Below are 18,585 nucleotides of genomic sequence, written 5' to 3'. Positions count from 1 at the left end.
CTCAGACCATCCGGGCCGTGGTGGGGGCCTCCGCCCCCTGGCGGCGGGCGTCGCGGCGGGCCCGCCCCGGGGTCGGGCCGGTGCCCAGCACCCGGCCGGCGCCGAGGGCCAGCCAGCTGCCCGGCGGCGCGCCCTCGGGGGCGGGGGCGGCCAGGGCGGCGGCTAGTTCCGTGCCGGACGGTGGCGGCAGCGGGGCGGAACGGCCCTCGCGCCACTGGGCGGTGGTGCGCTCACCGCCCGAGCGGCGCCGCCAGTGGAGGTGCTGGGCGACGATCAGCGGGCCGAGCGCGGTGAGCAGCGGGAAGCCGGTGGACAGCAGGCCGAGGGCGAAGCAGCCGCTGACGGCGCCGGTCACCAGCAGACCGGCCAGGGCGGCCGTCCACGCGGCGGTGCGGCCGTAGGCCTTGGCGGCGACCAGCGGGAACAGGACGAGCAGCAGCAGGTCGCCGAGGCCGACCGCGACCGGCTGGGACCCGCCGGTGAGGGCCAGCATCGGGGCGAACGGCCGGTCGCGGACCTGCTCGAAGAAGCGGGCGGTGGTGTCGGTGAGGGTGGTGGCGGCCAGGTCGTACCCGGTGAGCACGGCGGCCAGCGCGGCGGTGTGGCCGGCCCGCAGGCCGCTCTGGGTCCACAGGTTGGCGACGCCGACCACCGCGACGGCGATCAGCAGGTCGCTGCCGGCCCGGGCGCCGCCGGGGTGGCCGGTGAGGGCGGCGAGCCCGGTGGCGGCGGTGCCCCCGAGGGCGGCCGCCCAGGACCACGGCACGGCCCGCAGCCCGGTGGCGGCGAGCAGCGGGGCGAGGGTGAACTGCACCGCCAGGCAGAGCACCAGGCCGAACACGGCGGAGACGGCCGCCCCGGGCAGCGCGGTGTACAGCAGCGGCGCGACGACCACACCGGCGCACAGCACGGCGATGTCGCCCCCGGTGTACACCCCGACCGGCGGCCGGGGCATCCGGACCCCGGTCAGGTACCGGGCCGCGACGGCGATCTCGACGGCCACCGCGGCGGTCAGCGCGGTGAGCGCGAGGGGGCTGACGTCCATTCACGGCCTCCCGGGGCGCCCGGCGCCCGATGTCTCGAAGCTGTGTTCGCGCAGGTCGGCGCGGACGGGGGCGGTCGGCGGCATGGTGGCCCGGTCCTCGTGCAGCACGATGCCGGCCAGCCGCAGCCCGGCCTCCCCGGCCCGCTCCTCCAGCCGGCCGTGCAGGGCGGTCGCGGGCAGCCGGGGGACCAGCAGGTGCAGCCGGGCGGGGCCCTCCGACCCCTCCGGCCCCTCGGTGAGGGCGTAGCGGGCGGGCAGCGGGACCTCCGGTTCGGCCTCCACCAGGTCGAGCACCTGCCGGGTGGTGACGGCGGTGCTCAGCGGGCCGGACCAGCGGCCGAGGATCTCCGAGGTGGCCGGCAGGTGGGCGAGTTCGCAGTCCGGCGGCCCGTCCGGGAGGCGGACCAGGTCCCCGGTGGCGTAGCGCAGGAGCAGGGTGCACTCGCGGTAGGGCACGTACGGGGTGTGCACCACGGTGCCGATCCCGCCCGGGGCGGTCGGCTCCCCGCTGACCGGGTCGAGCACCTCCAGGTGCCCGAACTCGGTGGTGTGGTGCAGATGGCCCCGGGCGCAGGGGGTGGCGCCGGACGGCAGGATCTCGGTCATCAGGTACGCGGAGGACACCGCGGCGCCGAACACCGCCTCGGCCCGGCGGCGCAGCGGCGTGGAGAGCACCTCGCCGCCGACGCTGATCGACTCCAGGCCGAAGTCGGCGCTCTGCCACTTCTGCTGCTCGGCCTCCTGGACCAGGGCGGCCAGGTAGGAGGCGGAGGTGGTCAGATGGGTGATCTGCGGGTCCTTGCCGGGCAGGCCGAGCGGGGCCGCCAGGCGGTCCAGCGCCAGCGCCGGGTCGACGGTGCCGAACTGGACGAAGCCCGCGCCGGTGCGGGTGGTCGACTCCACGGCGTACACCAGCGGCAGGGTGGCGCGGGAGCAGCCCGCGTAGGCGACGGTGTGGCGGGGCCGCAGCCCGAGGCCGAGCACGGCGGAGATGGTGCTGAAGGCGATGGCGGTCTCGATCTCGTCGCGGGAGAACCACACCGCGGTGGGGGTGCCGCTGGTGCCGGTGGTGAGCGCCATCAGAGCGGGCGTGGCGGCGGCGGAGACGAAGGCGGCGGGCAGCGCGCGCAGCGCCTGCTTGGGGGTGACCGGCACCCGTGACCAGTCCTCCGGCTCCAACGTGGCCGGATCGAGGTCGAGTTCGGCGATCAGCCGGCGGTAGTAGGCGGTGTGCCGGACGGCGGCGCGGGCGGTGGCGCGCAGGCTGCGCCGGGCCACCTCGCGGCGCAGCTGGGGGTCGACGTGCCCGGCCCGGCCGGGCAGCAGCGCGGAGTCCTCGCCGGGCTCGCCGAATTCGGCGATGGTGGCGACCAGGTCGCGGGCGAGGCGTTCGAGGTCGCCCGGTCGAATCCTGCGGTTCGTCAGAATCGCTGCGCCGTAGCGCAGTTGGCTCATTGCGGTCGCGAACAAGCGGGCTCCCCGGGCCAGGGTCGGACGGTACGCCACCCGGCCCTGGCCGGGGTCGTGCGGATCAGGCCATGTGCAGGAACATCGCGGCGGTGAGGGTGCTGAAGGCGTACTTGAGGTAGTGCTTGACCATGCTCGGTTCCTCCTCCGTGCGGGCGCGCGCGGCGAGTCGGGGCCGAGCGCGCTGCGGTGTCGCCCGCAGGGTGTCGTCGGCGGGCAGCGGCAGTCTAGGGGCGGTGCGGGCACCGGGAACAGCCCATGTGCATGGGTAATTCTCCTGTGATTCATATCAGTTGTCAGTTGCCTCCGGGGGGAGGCACCGGTCGGCGCTCAGTGGCAGGTCCGGCACCCCCGGGGTCGAACAGCCCGGCCCGCCGCCCTCGCGGACGCCGTACGAACTCCTGTACGGCCCGTGCTCCATCCGGGTTCTGACGGACCGTCCCCAGCGGTTCCGGCCCGAACTCTCGCCATCGGCGGGCCCCGGAGTGCAGGCTGCTTCCGTGGCCGCGCCAGTACGGACGCGGCGTGACCGGAAGGACGAACATGACGAGCACACGAGGCCGCGTCGCCGCCCTGCTGGGCGCCGTCGCGGTGGTCGCCGGCACCACACTGGCCGGCCCGGCCGTCGCGGCGCCGACCGACCCGCAGCGGCACGGCGGCGGAATCACCGGGCGGGCGCCCTGCCCGGACGCGCCCGAGTTCACCTGCGGCACCCTCACCGTGCCGCTCGACCACGGCGGCGCCACCCCCGGCACCCTCTCGCTCGACGTGGCGATGAGCGGCAACGCCGACGCACCCAAGGGCGACCTGCTGTTCCTGGTCGGCGGCCCCGGCCAGCCCGGCGTCCCGACGATCAAGCGGATGGCGGACAAGCTGGCGCCCGTCCTCAAGGACTACCGCCTGGTGATGTTCGACCAGCGCGGCACCGGCCGGGGCGCGCTCCAGTGCCCGGGCCTCCAGGAGGACATGGGCTCCTCCGACCTCGCCCTGCCCCGCAAGCAGTCCATCGCCGACTGCGCCACCGCCCTCGGCCCGAACGCCCGCTTCTACAGCACGGCCGCCACCGTCGCCGACATCGACCTGCTGCGGCGCGCCCTCGGCGACCAACGCCTCACGCTGGACGGCGTCTCCTACGGCACCGTCGTCGCCAGGCGCTACGCCCTCGCCCACCCGGCCCGGGTGGCCCGGCTGGTGCTCGACTCGGTGGCGCCGCGCGCGGGCTTCGACCCCCTGGACCTGGCCGCACTGCCCGCCACCGCCCGGGTCCTGCGGGCCGCCTGCCAGGCGACCGGCTGCACCACCGACCCGGCCGTCGACCTCGCCGCCACCGTCCGGCGATACGGCAACGGGGCGCAGATCCTGAGCGCGCTCACCGGCTACGAGTTCATCGACCCGGACTACGGCGCCGTCCCGGAGATCCTGCACGAGGCCGCCGCCGGGCAGCCCGCCAAGCTCCAGGACTTCTTCGACCTCGTCCACCGGGAGGTCGACGCCGCCCCGGCCGAGGAACTCAGCCAGGGGCTGCACTCCGCCGCCCTGTGCGCCGACTCGCGCTTCCCGTGGGGCACCGCCGACACCCCCGTCGAGGGCCGCGCGACGGCGGTGGAGCGCACCCGGCAGCGGCTCACCGCCGAGCAGACCTGGCCGTACGACCCCGCGACCGCGACCGGGCTGGGCTCCCTGCTGGTCTGCCTGGACTGGCCGCGCGAGCAGGTGCCGCCGCTGCCGCCGGAGCACCGCAAGCTGCCCGACGTGCCGGTGCTGCTGCTCGGCGGGGACCGGGACCTGGCCACGCCGTACGAATGGCTGTACCAGCAGGCGGAGTCGGCGCACCACCCGCAGATCGTGATCGTGCCCGGGGCGGCGCACTCGGTGCAGAACCGGGCGGCCAACCCGGCCGGGCGGCAGGCGGTCTACGACTTCCTGCTGAAGTAGCGGGCACCGTCGAGCGGGCCGTTCCGTACGGGGGGACGGAACGGCCCGGCCTCAGGGCCGGTCCATGGCCTCCTCAGCCGCCCTCGCGCTTGATCCACTCGCTGTAGCCCGGCGGGTAGTCGTAGCCGGGGCGGTTGACGTTCGCGCTGGTGCGGAACGGCGTCCCGCGGTTGTCGACCCGGACGGTGCCGTGGCGGTCCCCGCTGGACCAGTCCACGCTGAGGTCCCAGCGGACGTCGTGCGCCTTGGTGTGCGCGACGACGTAGAAGACCTCCGGGTCGGACTTGCTGACCTTGTACGGGAAGTCGCGCTGGCCGCCCTTGACGGTGATCACCGGACTGCCCCGGTCGAGGTCGATGTCGAAGGACTTGGTGTCCACCTCCCCGCCGCAGCCCACCCCCATCGAGTAGTCGTTCCAGGCCAGCGGCGCGCCCTTGGCCGTGACCCGCACGTGCAGCGCCTCCAGGACGACCGTGTCCGCCCCGGTGCCCTGGACGGTGAGGGCGATCTCCTGCTCGCCGGAGGACACCGCGCCGTACGCGGCGGCCCACCGCAGGGCGTCACGCTCGGGGGCGGGCGGGCCGACCTGGGCCGGCGCGCTGTTCACCAGGAAGTGCTGGCTGCACGGGTCGGCGTAGACGTACGGGCGGACGCCGACGGTGAGCGGCGCGGGCGCGGTGTCGGGTGCGCCGGGGGTGGTCGCCGCCGTGGTGCCGCCGGTCGCCGGGGTGCTCGGGTCGGTGGTCCCGGCAGCCGTGGTGGCGGGCGGCGGCTCCGGGGCGGTCGGCGTGCCGGTCGTGCCGGTCGTAGCGGTCGTGCTCGTCGGGCCCGGTGCCGTCGCGCCGGCGGCCTGCTGGTCGCCCGCGTCGCTGCCGTCGCCCCAGACCGAGGGGGCCGCGACGGCCAGCACGGCGGCCAGCAGCGCGACGGCCGCGGCGGAGGCGATCAGCGTGGTCCGGCGGCGTCGCGACGGCACGGCCGGTGCCACCAACTGGAGCACCGGCCCCCCGGCGGGGAGGCTCGGTGGGGGCGTCTCGGCCGCCGCCGGTGCGGGCTCCGGTGCCTGGTCCGGCTCCGCGCTCCGCTCGGCCCGGCGACCCCGGACCGCGTCGGCCAGGATCCAGCTCCGGTGCAGTTCCATCAGCTCTTCCGGCGTCGCGCGGCACAGCCGGGCGAACCGCTCCGCCGCCACGAACTCGTGGGGCAGCGCCGTGCCGTTGCAGTAGCGGTGCAGCGTGGACGTGCTCGTGTGCAGCCGCTTGGCCAGCGTCCCGTAGCTCAGTCCGGAGCGGGCCTTGAGTTCGCTCAACAGCCGCGCGAACTCCGCCGTTCCCGCTGCCCCTGTTTCGTCCGACACCCGACGTCTCCGTTCCCCCACGTCCCGCTCCAGCGTTCCGGGCCCGTCGCGTCCCCGCTGTTCAGAGCCCTTCCGCCGGTCCACCTTACCCATCGCGCCGGTGGACCTCCCGGCCGGGACGGCGCGCTCCGCACGCACCCGTCCACGCCGTCCAACTCGCCGTCACCGCAGGCGAATCCGACCGGGTCGAAGGTGCTGCTGACGGACCAGGTGGTGCCGGGGGCACGGCTCACAGCGAGCCCTGGCTCTGGAGCCCGTCCTGGCTGAGTCCGGAGTCCCGGGCGAGCAGGAAGTCGGGGTCGTTCCAGCGACGGACGGGAGCGGCCGGGCCCCGTGCGGTTCGACCGCACGGGGCCCGGCCACTTCGTGGACGGCGGGAATCGTCAGATACGCCCTACGGCAGGGTCCAGCGCTGGTTGGCGCCGGCGTTGCAGTCCCAGATCTCCAGGCGGGTGCCGTTGGCGGTGGCGAGGCCCGGGTCGTCGAGGCAGCGGCCGGACTGGGTGCTCTTCAGGGTGCCGTCGGACTGGGGCGTCCACTGCTGGTTGGGGCCGGCGTTGCAGTCCCACAGTTCGACCTGGGTGCCGTTGAGGGTGGCGCCGCCGGTCACGTCGAGGCACTTGCCGTCGTGGGTGAGGGTGCCGTTGGACCAGGTCCACACCTGGGAGCTGCCGCCGGTGCAGTCCCAGAGCTGGACGGCGGTGCCGTTGGCGGCGGAATCGCCGTTGTCGTCGACGCACTTGCCGGGCAGGGCGGAGGCGATCGGGCCGGTGTGGGTGGTCGGCGTGCCGGGGGTGAGGCCGAAGCGGTCGAACTGGTCGGTCTGGTAACCCGTCACCCCGAGGCCGGCCTGTCCGTTGGTGAAGCTCGCGTCGGTGGCGCTGCCCACCGTGACGCCGTCGATGCCGGCGGTGAGGGTGGTGCCCTGCATGGACAGTGCGACGGTGTGCCAGCGGCCGGTGCCCGGCGCCGTGACGGCGCCGCTCGCGAGGGTGGTGAAGTGCCAGCTGGTGTCGCTCTTGTCGATGGACCAGGCGCCGGTGTCGCTGAACCGCAGGTGGTAGGCGTTGAGGCCGTTGTTGTTGCGGCCCTGCTGGTTGACCCGGCCGAGCAGCTCGACGCTGCCCGACTGCTCGAACAGGGTGTCGGCGGAGACGGTGTAGTTGGACCAGCTGCCGTCGCCCATGATCGTGTACGGGGCGTTGTACGGCTCGTCGGTCCAGCGGATCGGCGTGGTCGGCGTCATCTGGCGCAGGCAACTGCCGGCGCGGCCGCCGCCGCACGGGACGGTCTGGAAAGCGCCGTTCATGTCGGCGAAGTACTTCGGCGACGTGGTGGTGGCCGGGGTCTCGAAGTCGTCCGCGTAGGGCAGGCTCATCGGGGTGGCGGCCGGCGGGGTGGCGGTGCCCTTGCCCTGGCCGGTGGTGGTGGTCACGGTGTAGGCGTGGCCGGGCTGGAGGGTGAGGGTGAAGGCGCCGCTGTGCGGGGTGACGTCCTGGCTGTGGACGAACCACTGGGACGGGTCGCTGGAGTTCAGGTCGGTGGACCAGACGTGCACGGCGCCGGTGGACAGGCCGCCGGTGACGGTGAAGCTCGCGGTCTGGGGCGCGGTGGCGTCCATGGTCTCGATGACGGTGCTGTAGTCGCGGTTGTTCGTCGACTCGAGCGTGACGTAGCTGCCGTTGGTGCGCGCGCCGCCCAGGTAGCCGCCGGCGGAGTCGAGGTAGTGCCAGCCGGGCTGGGCGAACTGGGTGGTGTGCGCGGTGACCCAGGTGGTCTTGCCGATCGTGTAGTGGCCGGACCACGGCTGGTTGGCGATCGACATGCCGTCGCTGGAGAAGAACAGGTTGGGGTAGAGCGCGGCGATGACCGGCCAGTTGATGAAGGAGGTCATCCGGCCGTCGAGGTAGTCGCGGTTGATCCCGCGCGCGACCGCGCCGGCGCCGCCGTCGGCGTCCTCGGAGCCGTTCTCGCTGGCCCACAGCGGCTTGCCGAGCCCCTGGGCGGTGGGGGTGCTGGGGCAGCTGGTGAAGTTGCTCATGTACCCGCAGGGGTAGTGCACGCCGACGACGTCGACGGAGTTCTTGAACGCCGGGTCGGTGGCCATGGCGTCGGCCACGGCCCAGGAGTCGTCGGCGGCGACGACCTTGGTGGAGCCGTAACCGTGCGACACCAGCGCGGACTTGAGGTTCTCGTACCAGGTGGCGTTGAAGCCGCGTTCGTTCCAGCCGCCGAGGTAGGAGACGTTCAGGTGGTGCTGGGCGGCGCAGCCCATCCAGTCCATCAGGTAGCCGACGGTGTCCTGGGACCAGAAGTTGCCGCCGCTGCCGGTGTTGCCGATCCAGCCGGGGGCGCCCCAGCTCAGGCCGTAGAAGGTGATCTTCGGGTTGCGGGCCATCGCCTGCTCGGCGAGCCACCATTCGTAGCCCTGGTTGCAGTCGACGGTGCCCTTGGTGTGCTCGATGCTGGGCTCGGCGCCGTCGGTGGAGTTGGTGTCGCCGCCGATCTCCAGCTTGAGCACCTGCAGGGAGGCGCCGTAGCCGGGCTTGAACAGGTAGTCAAGGAGCTGGCTGCGTTGCGGCTCCGGATAGTCCATCAGCAGCCGGGAGTTGCCGCCGCCGCCGGAGATCGCGCCGACCCCGTCGAAGGCGAGGCCCGGGTGGGTGCCGTCGACGGTGATGGCGGTGGTCGGGGCGGGGGTGGCAGGGCCGGCGGCCTGGGCGGCGGGGGGCGCGGCCAGCCCGCCGAGGCCGCCCAGCAGCAGGGCTGCGGCGCCGAGGGCGGAGCGGAGTTTCGAGGGCAGGTGTGTGCGGCCCATGGAGGTCTCCGAGGGGTGGGGGACGGGTGGGTGGGACGGTCGTGCTACGCGACGGTCCAGCGCGGGTTGGCGCCGTCTGGCGGAGGGGGTCCGGCAGGACTCGGGGTGCGAGGTCGGTGGAGCGGTGTCGTCGAGCGCGGTGGCGGGTACATGCCGGGACGCCGGGCAGGAGCGTAGACCCAACTTCCAACACTAATCAACAACTTGGTCCAGCAAGATTCAATGCCCCTGCACCGCTGTCGTTCCTGTGCCCGTCCCGCCGCCACGACCCGCCGCACACGATCGGACGCCCCCGGCCGAAGCTCCGGGTGCCCGGAGTCGAGCGTGCTACCGGAACCTTCCCGCCACCTGCTATTGACGTCGTACCGGCGATACCTGACGCTATCGGGGCGCTTACTTACCGGCCAGTAGGGAGTCGGGGCCGCTCGGGTCGATCGAGACATAACGAGACGGTGTCGAAACGGCCCGGATGGCAAACCTGAGCTTGACTCAGCTCTGAACTGGGCGTTTCCTGTTGGCTCATCGCGTTTGATTGCGATGTTTTCTGATCGGTTCTGTTGTTACTGGCCGATCTGCCCGACACCCTCAGGAGCCTTTCAGCATGCACCTCACCCTCCGTGGTCGCCTGGCCTCGCTCGCCGCGCTGAGCCTGGTCACCTCCGTCGGCCTGACGGCCTGTTCCACCGGACAGACCTCCTCCTCCGGGGCTGACGCGCCGGTGGCCACGGTGTCCGGCAAGGTCTCGATCACCTACCTGCAGAAGCAGGGCGACCAGCAGTACTTCGTGGACGAGGCGGCCGGGGCCAAGGCCAAGGCCGCCGAACTGGGCGCCGACCTGAAGGTGGTCAACCTCGGCAGCGACGCCAACAAGACGGTCGGCGAGGTGCAGGCCGCGATCGCCCAGAAGAGCAACGGCCTGATCATCGTGGTGCCGGATCCGGCGGTCGGCCCGCAGGTGGTCCAGACCGCCCGGGATGCCAAGGCCGCGCTGCTCACCTCCGACGACCAGGTCTGCGCGAGCGGCCCCGACCCGGCCAACTGCGCGGCCGGCGACCTGGTGCCCCGGATCGGCTTCTCCGGCCAGCAGATGGGCCAGCAGGTCGGCCAGCGCGCCGCCGAGGAGTTCAAGAAGGCCGGCTGGAACGCCGCCGACACCCGGATCATCTCCGCCTGGAAGCAGGACGTCACCGTCTGCGGCGACCGGGTCAAGGCCGCCAAGGCCGCCTTCGACCAGAGCGTGCCGGGCGTGCAGACCATCGACGTCGCCACCGACAACACCCCGACCGGCGCGCAGGACAAGGTGGCCGCCACCATCACCGCCAACCCGGGCGTCAAGCACTGGGTGACCTGGGGCTGCAACGACGAGAACGTCCAGGGCTCCGTCACCGCCCTGCAGAACGCCGGGATCAGCCCGGACGACATCGACGGCGTCGGCCTGGGCGCCTACCTGGCCTGCAAGGACTGGGCCGCCGGCAAGCCCTCCGGCATGAAGGCCGCGCTGTTCATCAACGGCAAGGACGTCGGCGCCCTGTCGGTGCAGACCATGTACGACAAGCTCAAGAACGGCAAGGACTTCCCCAAGGAGGCCTTCGCCCCGACCAAGATGGTCGACGCCGCCACCTGGCAGTCCGCGGGAGTGTCCTGCAGCTGACGCCGCGTTCGACGGTGCGCCCGACGCCAGTTCGGGCCGGCCGTGCGGCGGGGCCACCGGGTTCCGCCGCACGGCCGCCGCGCCCGCCGCCGCCGTCACTGTCGCGTAGCCGTAGCCGTAGCCGTAGCCGCCGCTTCCGCGGCCCGTCCGCACCTCCGCCCGTACCGCACTGCCAACGAGGCCCCGATGACCCCACCCGAACCCTCGCCCCTCCCGCCACCGGGCGGCTCCGCCGGCCTGAGCGCCGAAGCGGTGTCCAAGCGCTTCGGCGCCGTCCAGGCGCTGACGGACGTCACGCTCTCCTTCCCGCCCGGCCAGGTCACCGCGCTGATGGGCGAGAACGGCGCCGGCAAGTCCACCCTGCTGCGCATCCTCACCGGCGACCACCGGCCCACCGAGGGGCGCGTCCTGCTGGACGGCCGGCCGCTGGACCTGCACTCCCCGCAGGACGCCCGCCGCGCGGGGATCCGGATCATCCCGCAGGAACCCGAGATCATCCCGCACGTCCCGGTCGCCGAGAACGTCTACGCCGGCTCGCTGCCGCGCACCGCCCTGCGCCGCCTGGACCGCGCCGAACTGCGCCGCCGGATCACCGCGGACCTGGCCCGCCTCGGCTTCGACAAGGTCCTCGACCCGGACCTGCTCGGATCCGAACTCACCGCTGCCCAACGCCAGTTGGTCGAGATCATGCGGGCCCTGACCGGCGCGGTCGCGCCGCGCGCGATCGCCTTCGACGAGCCGACCTCCTCGCTCTCCGAGCACGAGGTCGAGGCGCTGTTCGCGCTGATCGGACGGCTGCGCGACGAGGGCATCGCGGTCATCTACGTCTCCCACCGGATGAAGGAGATCTTCCGGCTCGCCGACCGCATCGCCGTGCTGCGCGACGGCCGGGTCGCCGGGGTGGTCCAGGCCGCCGCCACCGACGAGAGCGAACTCGTCCGGTTGATGGTCGGCCGCGACCTGTCCTCGCTGTTCGCCCGCCAGCAGGTCGCCACCGACCGCGTCGTCCTGGACGTCGCCGACGTCACCACCGACGACGTACGGAACGTCAGCCTCCAGGTCCGGGCCGGCGAGGTCGTCGCCCTGGCCGGTCTGATCGGCGCCGGACGCTCCGAACTCGCCCTCGCCCTGGCCGGCGACGCCCCGATCCACTCCGGCACGGTGGCCCTCAACGGCGAGGTGCTGCGCCTGCGCAGCCCGCGCGACGCCATCGCCGCCGGCATCGGACTGGCGCCCGAGGAGCGCAAGGCCCAGGCGCTGTTCCTGCAGCGCACGATCCGCGACAACACCTCGCTGGTCAGCCTGGGCCGCCTGAGCCGGTGGCGGTTCGTCAAGCACCGCCAGGAGAAGGCCCTCGCCCAGGAGTACGCCGACCGGCTGCGGGTCCGCGCCCCCTCCATCGAGGCGGAGGTGCGCACCCTGTCCGGCGGCAACCAGCAGAAGGTCGTCCTGGCCCGCTGGCTGGCCCGCCGACCCGAGCTGCTGATCCTCGACGAACCAACCCGCGGCGTCGACATCGGCGCCAAGGCCGAGATCTACCAGATCATCGCCGACCTCGCCCGCGAGGGCACCGCCGTCCTGGTCATCTCCTCGGAACTGCCCGAAGTGCTCGGCCTCGCCGACCGGATCGTGGTGATGCAGAACGGCCGCACCACCGGCGAGCTCACCCGTGAACAGGCGACGGAGGAGGCCGTCCTGGCCCTCGCCATGGCCGACGACCTCTCCACGGCCGACGACCTCGGCTCCGCCGACCGGCTCGACACCGCCGACCACCTCGCCACGGCCGACCACCGTGCCGCCACCACCCCCGCCCAGACCGGAGAGACCCGATGACCACCGCCACGCCCCCGACCGCCCCGGCGCCGGACGCCGGAGCCCTGCCCTCGCGGTCCGGCGGCCCGCGCGCCCTGCTCGCCGCGATCGGCGGTCAGAACCTCAGCCTGATCGGCGCCCTGGTCGCCGTCGTCGCCCTGTTCGGCACGCTCAACCCCAACTTCGTCGGCTGGGACAACATCCAGGTCATCGCCGAGGCCGCCACCATCTCCGGCCTGCTGGCCGTCGTCCAGACCGTCGTGATCATCTGCGGCGGCCTCGACATCTCGGTCGGCTCCCAGGCCGGCCTGGCCTCCGTCACCAGCGCCATGGTCTTCACCTCCACCGGCGCCGACCCGTACCTCGGCATCGGCGCCTCGCTCGCCATCGGGGCGGGCATCGGCCTGTTCAACGGCGTCGTCATCATCTACGGCCGGGTCAACCCGACCATCGCCACCCTCGCCGGACTGGCCGCCTACAAGGGCGTCGCCCAGCTCGTCTCGGACGGCCGCGCCCAGGGCTACGTGCTCAACGACCCGGTCTTCGTCTTCCTCAGCCGGGGCAAGATCGCCGGCCTGCCCACCATGGTCTGGCTGCTGATCCTCACTGCAGTCGCCGTGCACGCCCTGCTGACGTACACCGACATCGGCCGCAACATCTACGCCATCGGCGGCAACGACACCGCCGCCCGGTTGGCCGGTATCAACCTCAACAAGTACCTGATCGCCGCCTACGCCCTCTCCGGCACCGTCGCCGCCCTAGCCGGCGTGCTGCTCACCGCCCGCACCGGCAGCGGCCAGCCCGTCTCCGGCAGCGAGGGCCTGGAGCTCCAGTCGATCACCGCGGCCGCGCTCGGCGGCTGCGCCCTCAAGGGCGGCAAGGGCAGCATCGGCGGCACCCTGCTGGCGGTGGCGCTGCTCGGCGCGCTGCAGAACGGCCTCACCGTCCAGGGCATCAACGCCTTCTGGCAGAACGTCGCCCAGGGAGCCCTGCTGGTGGCCGCGGTGGTCATCCAGCAGCGCCGCAACCGGGAACGCGCGGTCGGCCTGCCGGCCTGACGCCGCCCCGCACCCTCCTGCGCCCTCGCACCCTCGCGCTCCCGCGGGACCGGACGGATTCTCCGTCGCTGCGGTCCCGCGGGCCGGGGGCCGGGAGCGCACCCGGCCCCCACACGGGTGCGCTCCCGCGCCTCCACCTCCCCGGCGGTCCTGTGGTCTGGCGGTCCTGCGATCCCGCGGTCCCAGGGGTTCGGGCCCGGGGCCCGTCCGGGGCGGGGATAATGGATCACGCAGGCTCCGGCCGCGTCGCCGGTCGCCGACGGGGACGGCCCGGCCGTACGCGCTCGTTCGATCGAAAGGTCCTCCGTGGCTGACCAGACGTTGCTCGCCGCCCAGCGCCAGGCGCTGATCCTGGAGGCGATCCGCCGGACCGGCGCGATCCGGGTCGCCGAACTGGTCGAGCAGTTCGGCGTGTCCGACATGACCATCCGCCGGGACCTCGACGCGCTGGTGCGCCAGGGCACCGTGGAGAAGGTCCACGGCGGCGCGGTGGCGACCGGGACGGCCAGCACCTTCGAGCCCGGCTTCGACGCCAAGTCCGCCCTGGAGGAGGGCACCAAGGCGGCGCTCGCGGACGCCGCGGTCCAACTAGTGGAGCCGGGCAGCGTGGTGGCCCTGTCGGCCGGCACCACGACCTATGCGGTCGCCTCCCGGCTGCTGGAGGTCCCGGAGCTGACGGTGGTGACCAACTCGCTGCGGATCGCCGACCTGCTGTGGGCGGCGGGGGGCGAAGGGCGGGAGAGCGTCCCGACCCTGCTGCTGACCGGCGGGTCGCCGACCCGCTCGGCGGCCCTGGTGGGGGCGTTGGCCGACCAGACCATCCGTTCGCTGCACGTGGACCTGCTGATCCTGGGCGTGCACGGGGCGAGCGAGCAGGCCGGTCTCACCACGCCGAACCTGGCCGAGGCGCAGACCAATCGGGCCCTGATCGCCTCCGCCCGCCGCACCGTCGTGGTCGCCGACCACACCAAATGGGGCGTCGTCGGCCTGAGCAGCTTCGCGACCCTGGCGGAGGTCGACTGCTTCATCACCGACGACGCCCTGCCCGCGGCGGCCCGCGGGGTGCTCGCCGAGGCGGTCGGCGAGCTCCTGGTCGTCCCGGCCGCCGGCTGAGCCCTTCGCTCCCGGCGGCGCCCCGGGCGGTCGTCCCGCCTCGTGGTCAGCCCACCGTCCGGTCAGCCCACCTTGCGGGCGCCGGCCGAGGGAACGGCGGTGAAGGTGACCGGCTCGGCGAAGCCCGCGGTACGGAAGGCCGCCGTCACCGACGCCGAGACCTCCGCCACCCGCGCTGCCCCGACCAGGGCGATGACGGACCCGCCGAACCCGCCGCCGGTCATCCGGGCGCCCAGCGCCCCGGCGGCGACGGCGGCCTCGACCGCGAGGTCCGTCTCGGCGCAGGAGACCCGGAAGTCGTCGCGCAGCGAGGCGTGTCCGGCCGTCAGGATCGGGCCGAGCGCGGCGAGGTCGCCGCGGTCCAGGTGGTCGACGGTCTCCAGCACGCGCCCGTTCTCCGTCACCACGTGCCGTACCAGCGGCCGGAGTTCACCGGGCAGCCGGTCCAGGGCCGGGCCCAGGTCGGCGGCCGCGAGGTCGCGCAGCGCGGGCAGGCCGAGCAACTCGGCGGCGCGCTCGCAGCCGGTCCGCAGGGCGGCGTAGGCGCCGTCGCCGAGGTCGTGCTTGACCCGGGTGTCGATCACCAGCAGCCGTAGGCCCGCCGCCGCCAGGTCGAACGGGACGTGCCGCTGCTCCAGCGTCCGGGTGTCCAGGAACAGCGCGGTGCCGTCCGTGCAGCAGGAGGAGGCCATCTGGTCCATCACGCCGCAGGGCACGCCGACGAAGGCGTTCTCGGCCCGCTGGGCGAGCACGGCGAGCTCCGGCGCGCTCAGGCCGAGGCCGTACAGGTCGTTCAGGGCGGCGGCGGTCGCGCACTCCAGGGCGGCGGAGGAGGAGAGGCCGGCTCCGCTCGGCACGTCGCTGGCGAAGAACAGGTCGGCCCCGCCGACCGTGTGCCCGGCCTCGGAGAGTGCCCAGAACACGCCGGCCGGGTAGCCGGCCCAGCTGGTGACCACGCCGGGCTCCAGGCCGTCGAGCGCGAGGTCGGTGATGGTGCCCCCGCCCTGGGCGCTGAACAGGCGCAGCCGGCCGTCCTCACGGCGGCGGGCGGTGACCCGGGTGGTGTGGGGGAGGGCGATGGGAAGGACGAAGCCGTGGTTGTAGTCGGTGTGTTCACCGATCAGGTTCACCCGGCCGGGGGCGGCCCAGGTACCGCTCGGGCGTACACCGTGGACGGCCTCGAACTCGGTGGCCTCGTCGATCATCTGCAACTCCATGCCTGGGGGTGCGCGGTGGTTCCCGCCGTCGGCTTGCACCGGCACGCGGGTAGCGAATTCCGACATAATCAAACATGACTGCCCCCAGGGTCAATATCTGCTGGTGTCCATGTTCATTTGCGTCGAGCAGACGGCCGGAAGCGGTATCACCAGCAGAGATGCTTGTTGACAAGCGATCGTCTCTGTTTGAATCTGTTGAAGCTCGAATCTGCCGGGCCGACGTCCCACGCGCTAAAGGAGTACAGCGGTGCACAGAACCGCCACCAAGTTGGCCGACGGCCGCGAACTGGTCTACTTCGACCAGGTGCCGGGTGCGCTCCGCGAGGTCCCGGACGAGCGGCCGCTCGGACCCACCGCGAGCCTCTCCGAGACCCGGCTCGACCCGGTGCTCGGCGAGTGGGTGACGGTGGCCGCGCACCGCCAGCAGCGCACCTACCACCCGCCGGCCGGCGAGTGCCCGCTGTGCCCCTCGCGCGACGGACGGCTCAGCGAGATCCCCGCGCCGGACTACGAGGTCGCGGTGTTCGAGAACCGCTTCCCCTCGCTCGCCACCGGCTCCGCCGACCACGTCGCGGCCCGGGACGAACCCCTGCACACCCTCCGGCCCGGCAACGGCCGCTGCGAGGTGGTCTGCTTCACCTCCGACCACGACACCTCCTTCGCAGACCTCGACGAACCGCGGGCCCGCCTCGTCCTGGACGCCTGGACCGACCGCACGGCCGAGCTGTCCGCCCTGCCCGGCGTACAGCAGGTGTACTGCTTCGAGAACCGCGGCGAGGAGATCGGGGTCACCCTCGCCCACCCGCACGGGCAGATCTACGCCTTCCCGTTCATCCCCTCCCGCACCGCCCGGATGATCACCCGGGCCGAGGCGCACCGGGCCCGCACCGGCCGCAACCTCTTCGAGGACCTGCTCGCCACCGAACTGAACACCCCCGAGAGGCTGGTCCTCCAGGGCGAACACTGGACCGCCTTCGTCCCGTTCGCCGCCCGCTGGCCGTACGAGGTCCACCTCTACCCCCACCGCCGGGTCCCCGACCTGACCGCGCTCGACGAGGCCGAGCGCGCCGAGTTCCCCGGCCTCTACCTCGACCTGCTGCGCCGCTTCGACGCCCTGTTCCCCGCCGGGCCCGGCGGGGCGCCCAACCGCACCCCGTACATCGCGGCCTGGCACCAGGCGCCGAAGGACAGTGGCGCCGAACTCGCCCTCCACCTGGAGCTGTTCACCATCCGGCGGGCGCCCGGCAAGCTCAAGTACCTGGCGGGGGTGGAGTCCGGGCTCGACGCCTTCGTCACCGACGTCAGTCCGGAGGCCGCCGCCGAGCGGCTGCGCGCCGCCGGGCCGGCCTGACGCCGGGCCCGGACACGACGGTGGCCTCCCGCCCCGGCAGGGGTGGGAGGCCACCGTACGAGGGGGAGACCCCGTTGCCCGCCGCCGCGTCGGGTCAGACGGACGGCGTGGCGGTGCGCTCGGCGGTGACCAGGGCGGTGATCTCCTTGGCGAGGTCGGGGCCGAGTTCGCCCCAGCCGGCCTTGTAGCCGTAGACGCCGGCCAGGGTGCGGGCCTCGTAGTCGCCGTTCATGATCTCGATGTCGTCGGCCGTGATGAGCGACGGGTGGGCGACGCCGACGGCCGAGGAGACCTTGAGCAGTTCCTTGCGCAGGGTGCGCAGGTAGACCGCGGCGCGGGTGGACTTGGACGCCGGGTCCAGGCCGCGGGCCAGCCACTGGTTCTGGGTGGCGATGCCGGTCGGGCACTTGTCGGTGTGGCACTTCTGGGCCTGGATGCAGCCGATGGACAGCATGGCCTCGCGGGCCACGTTGATCATGTCGGCGCCGAGGGCGAAGGCGACCGCGGCGTTCTCGGGCAGGCCCAGCTTGCCGGAGCCGATGAAGGTCAGGCCGTCGGTCAGGCCCAGTTCGGCGAAGGTGCCGTAGACCCGGGAGAAGCCCATCCGGAACGGCAGGGACACCGAGTCGGCGAACATCCGCGGGGCGGCGCCGGTGCCGCCCTCGCCGCCGTCGACGGTCACGAAGTCGACGCCGCGGTCGCCGCGCTCCATCAGCGCGGCCAGCTCCTGCCAGAAGCCCATGTCGCCGACCGCGCTCTTGACGCCGACCGGCAGGCCGGTCTCGGCGGCGATCAGTTCGACGAAGTCCAGCATCGAGTCGACGTCGCCGAACGCCGTGTGCCGGGACGGTGAGGCGCAGTCCTGGCCGACCGGGATGCCGCGGATCGCGGCGATCTCCGGGGTGACCTTCGCGCCCGGCAGCATGCCGCCCAACCCGGGCTTGGCGCCCTGGGAGAGCTTGATCTCTATCGCCTTGACGGGCGCGCCGGCGACGACGTCCTTGAGCTTGGCGAGGTTGAAGCTGCCGTCCTCGTTGCGGCAGCCGAAGTAGGCGGTGCCGAGCTGGAGCACGAGGTCACCGCCCTGGCGGTGGTACGGGGAGAGGCCGCCCTCACCGGTGTTGTGCATCGCGCCGGCCTCCGCCGCGCCCTTGTTGAGCGCCGTGATCGCGGCGCCGGAGAGCGAGCCGAAGCTCATCGCCGAGATGTTCACCGCGCTCGCCGGGCGGAACGCCTTGGCCCGGCCGCGCGGCCCGCCCAGCACCTTGGCCGAGGGCAGCGGGGACTGCGGGTCGTGGAGGTCGGGCAGCGCGTCGGCGAAGGTGCGCTGCTTGACGTAGGCGTGCCCCTGGACGTGCTCGACGTCGACCTCGGTGCCGAACCCGAAGTAGTTGTTCTGCTCCTTCGCCGACGCGTAGATCCAGCTGCGCTGGTCGCGGCTGAAGGGACGCTCCTCCTCGTTGGAGGTCACGATGTACTGCCGCAGCTCGGGCCCGATCGTCTCCAACAGGTACCGGGCGTGGCCGAGCACCGGGAAGTTCCGGAGCAGCGCGTGCTTCTTCTGGATGAGGTCGCGGGCAGCCAGAAGCGCCACCGCAGTCGCGGCGGCCGCGCCGATCTTCCGGGCTTGCATGGAGATTCCTCCTCGGTGCACGACTCCATCGCCGTCGGTGGAGCCGTCGTGTCGTGCGTCGGGTGGTGCAGGACGTGGAACGGTGGCGGGCGCCCGGCCGGTCCGGCTTCGGCGTCCGTCGAAGAATG

General features: G+C 73.3%; 12 protein-coding genes. 6 read left to right on the top strand and 6 right to left on the bottom strand.

The genetic code is table 11. The features are described 5' to 3' along the window. Nucleotide 1: 1 nt before the first annotated feature. Nucleotides 2-1,045 carry a hypothetical protein gene (locus tag ACZ7BZ_RS35925; protein ID WP_470362024.1) on the bottom strand — a complete coding sequence of 348 codons (1,044 nt, stop codon included), beginning with the start codon at nt 1,043-1,045 and terminating at the stop codon, nt 2-4. Next, complete coding sequence (locus tag ACZ7BZ_RS35920; RefSeq protein WP_470362023.1) at nt 1,046-2,515, bottom strand: phenylacetate--CoA ligase family protein; 1,470 nt, start codon at nt 2,513-2,515, stop codon at nt 1,046-1,048. Nucleotides 2,516-3,055: 540 nt separating this feature from the next. Here ACZ7BZ_RS35920 and ACZ7BZ_RS35915 point away from each other — a divergent pair. Next, a complete protein-coding gene (locus ACZ7BZ_RS35915) occupies nt 3,056-4,447 on the top strand; it encodes an alpha/beta fold hydrolase (RefSeq protein WP_470362022.1) in 1,392 nt (463 codons plus the stop codon). A 73-nt stretch (nt 4,448-4,520) separates the two neighbouring features. Here the strand turns inward: ACZ7BZ_RS35915 and ACZ7BZ_RS35910 are convergent, their stop codons facing one another. Both ACZ7BZ_RS35910 and ACZ7BZ_RS35905 read right to left on the bottom strand, forming a co-directional pair. Further along, nucleotides 4,521-5,804: a helix-turn-helix domain-containing protein gene (locus ACZ7BZ_RS35910; protein WP_470362021.1), complete on the bottom strand. Its 1,284-nt coding sequence runs from the start codon at nt 5,802-5,804 to the stop codon at nt 4,521-4,523. Between the two features lie 394 nt (nt 5,805-6,198). Further along, the gene (locus ACZ7BZ_RS35905; protein WP_470362020.1) at nt 6,199-8,622 is read right to left on the bottom strand and encodes a ricin-type beta-trefoil lectin domain protein; all 2,424 of its coding nucleotides are present in this window, start codon (nt 8,620-8,622) and stop codon (nt 6,199-6,201) included. Nucleotides 8,623-9,223: 601 nt separating this feature from the next. On the opposite strand from ACZ7BZ_RS35905, the gene ACZ7BZ_RS35900 reads away from it, so the two are divergent. The 4 genes from ACZ7BZ_RS35900 (at nt 9,224) to ACZ7BZ_RS35885 (ending at nt 14,256) form a co-directional block, all read left to right on the top strand. Beyond that, a complete protein-coding gene (locus tag ACZ7BZ_RS35900; protein ID WP_470362019.1) occupies nt 9,224-10,273 on the top strand; it encodes a substrate-binding domain-containing protein in 1,050 nt (349 codons plus the stop codon). Between the two features lie 186 nt (nt 10,274-10,459). Next, the gene (locus ACZ7BZ_RS35895) at nt 10,460-12,106 is read left to right on the top strand and encodes a sugar ABC transporter ATP-binding protein (RefSeq protein ID WP_470362018.1); all 1,647 of its coding nucleotides are present in this window, start codon (nt 10,460-10,462) and stop codon (nt 12,104-12,106) included. Next, the gene (locus ACZ7BZ_RS35890) at nt 12,103-13,143 is read left to right on the top strand and encodes an ABC transporter permease (protein ID WP_470362017.1); all 1,041 of its coding nucleotides are present in this window, start codon (nt 12,103-12,105) and stop codon (nt 13,141-13,143) included. The genes ACZ7BZ_RS35895 and ACZ7BZ_RS35890 overlap by 4 nt, the downstream gene beginning before the upstream one ends. Before the next feature lie 306 nt (nt 13,144-13,449). Continuing rightward, entirely contained in the window at nt 13,450-14,256 is an 807-nt protein-coding gene (locus ACZ7BZ_RS35885; protein ID WP_470362016.1) for a DeoR/GlpR family DNA-binding transcription regulator, read from the top strand. 62 nt (nt 14,257-14,318) lie between these two features. On the opposite strand, the gene galK is transcribed toward ACZ7BZ_RS35885, so the two are convergent. Beyond that, a complete protein-coding gene (galK, locus tag ACZ7BZ_RS35880; protein WP_470362015.1) occupies nt 14,319-15,461 on the bottom strand; it encodes a galactokinase in 1,143 nt (380 codons plus the stop codon). A gap of 259 nt (nt 15,462-15,720) precedes the next feature. On the opposite strand from galK, the gene galT reads away from it, so the two are divergent. Next, complete coding sequence (gene galT / locus ACZ7BZ_RS35875; protein ID WP_470362014.1) at nt 15,721-16,824, top strand: galactose-1-phosphate uridylyltransferase; 1,104 nt, start codon at nt 15,721-15,723, stop codon at nt 16,822-16,824. A gap of 94 nt (nt 16,825-16,918) precedes the next feature. On the opposite strand, the gene ACZ7BZ_RS35870 is transcribed toward galT, so the two are convergent. Beyond that, on the bottom strand, nt 16,919-18,457 hold the full coding sequence (locus ACZ7BZ_RS35870; RefSeq protein WP_470362012.1) for an FMN-binding glutamate synthase family protein: 1,539 nt from the start codon (nt 18,455-18,457) through the stop codon (nt 16,919-16,921). Nucleotides 18,458-18,585: the final 128 nt, after the last annotated feature.

The sequence above is a fragment of the Kitasatospora sp. NPDC036934 genome (assembly GCF_055608425.1).
The sequence above is the reverse complement of the archived record's forward strand: the minus strand, read 5'-3'. Positions and strand labels throughout refer to the sequence as shown.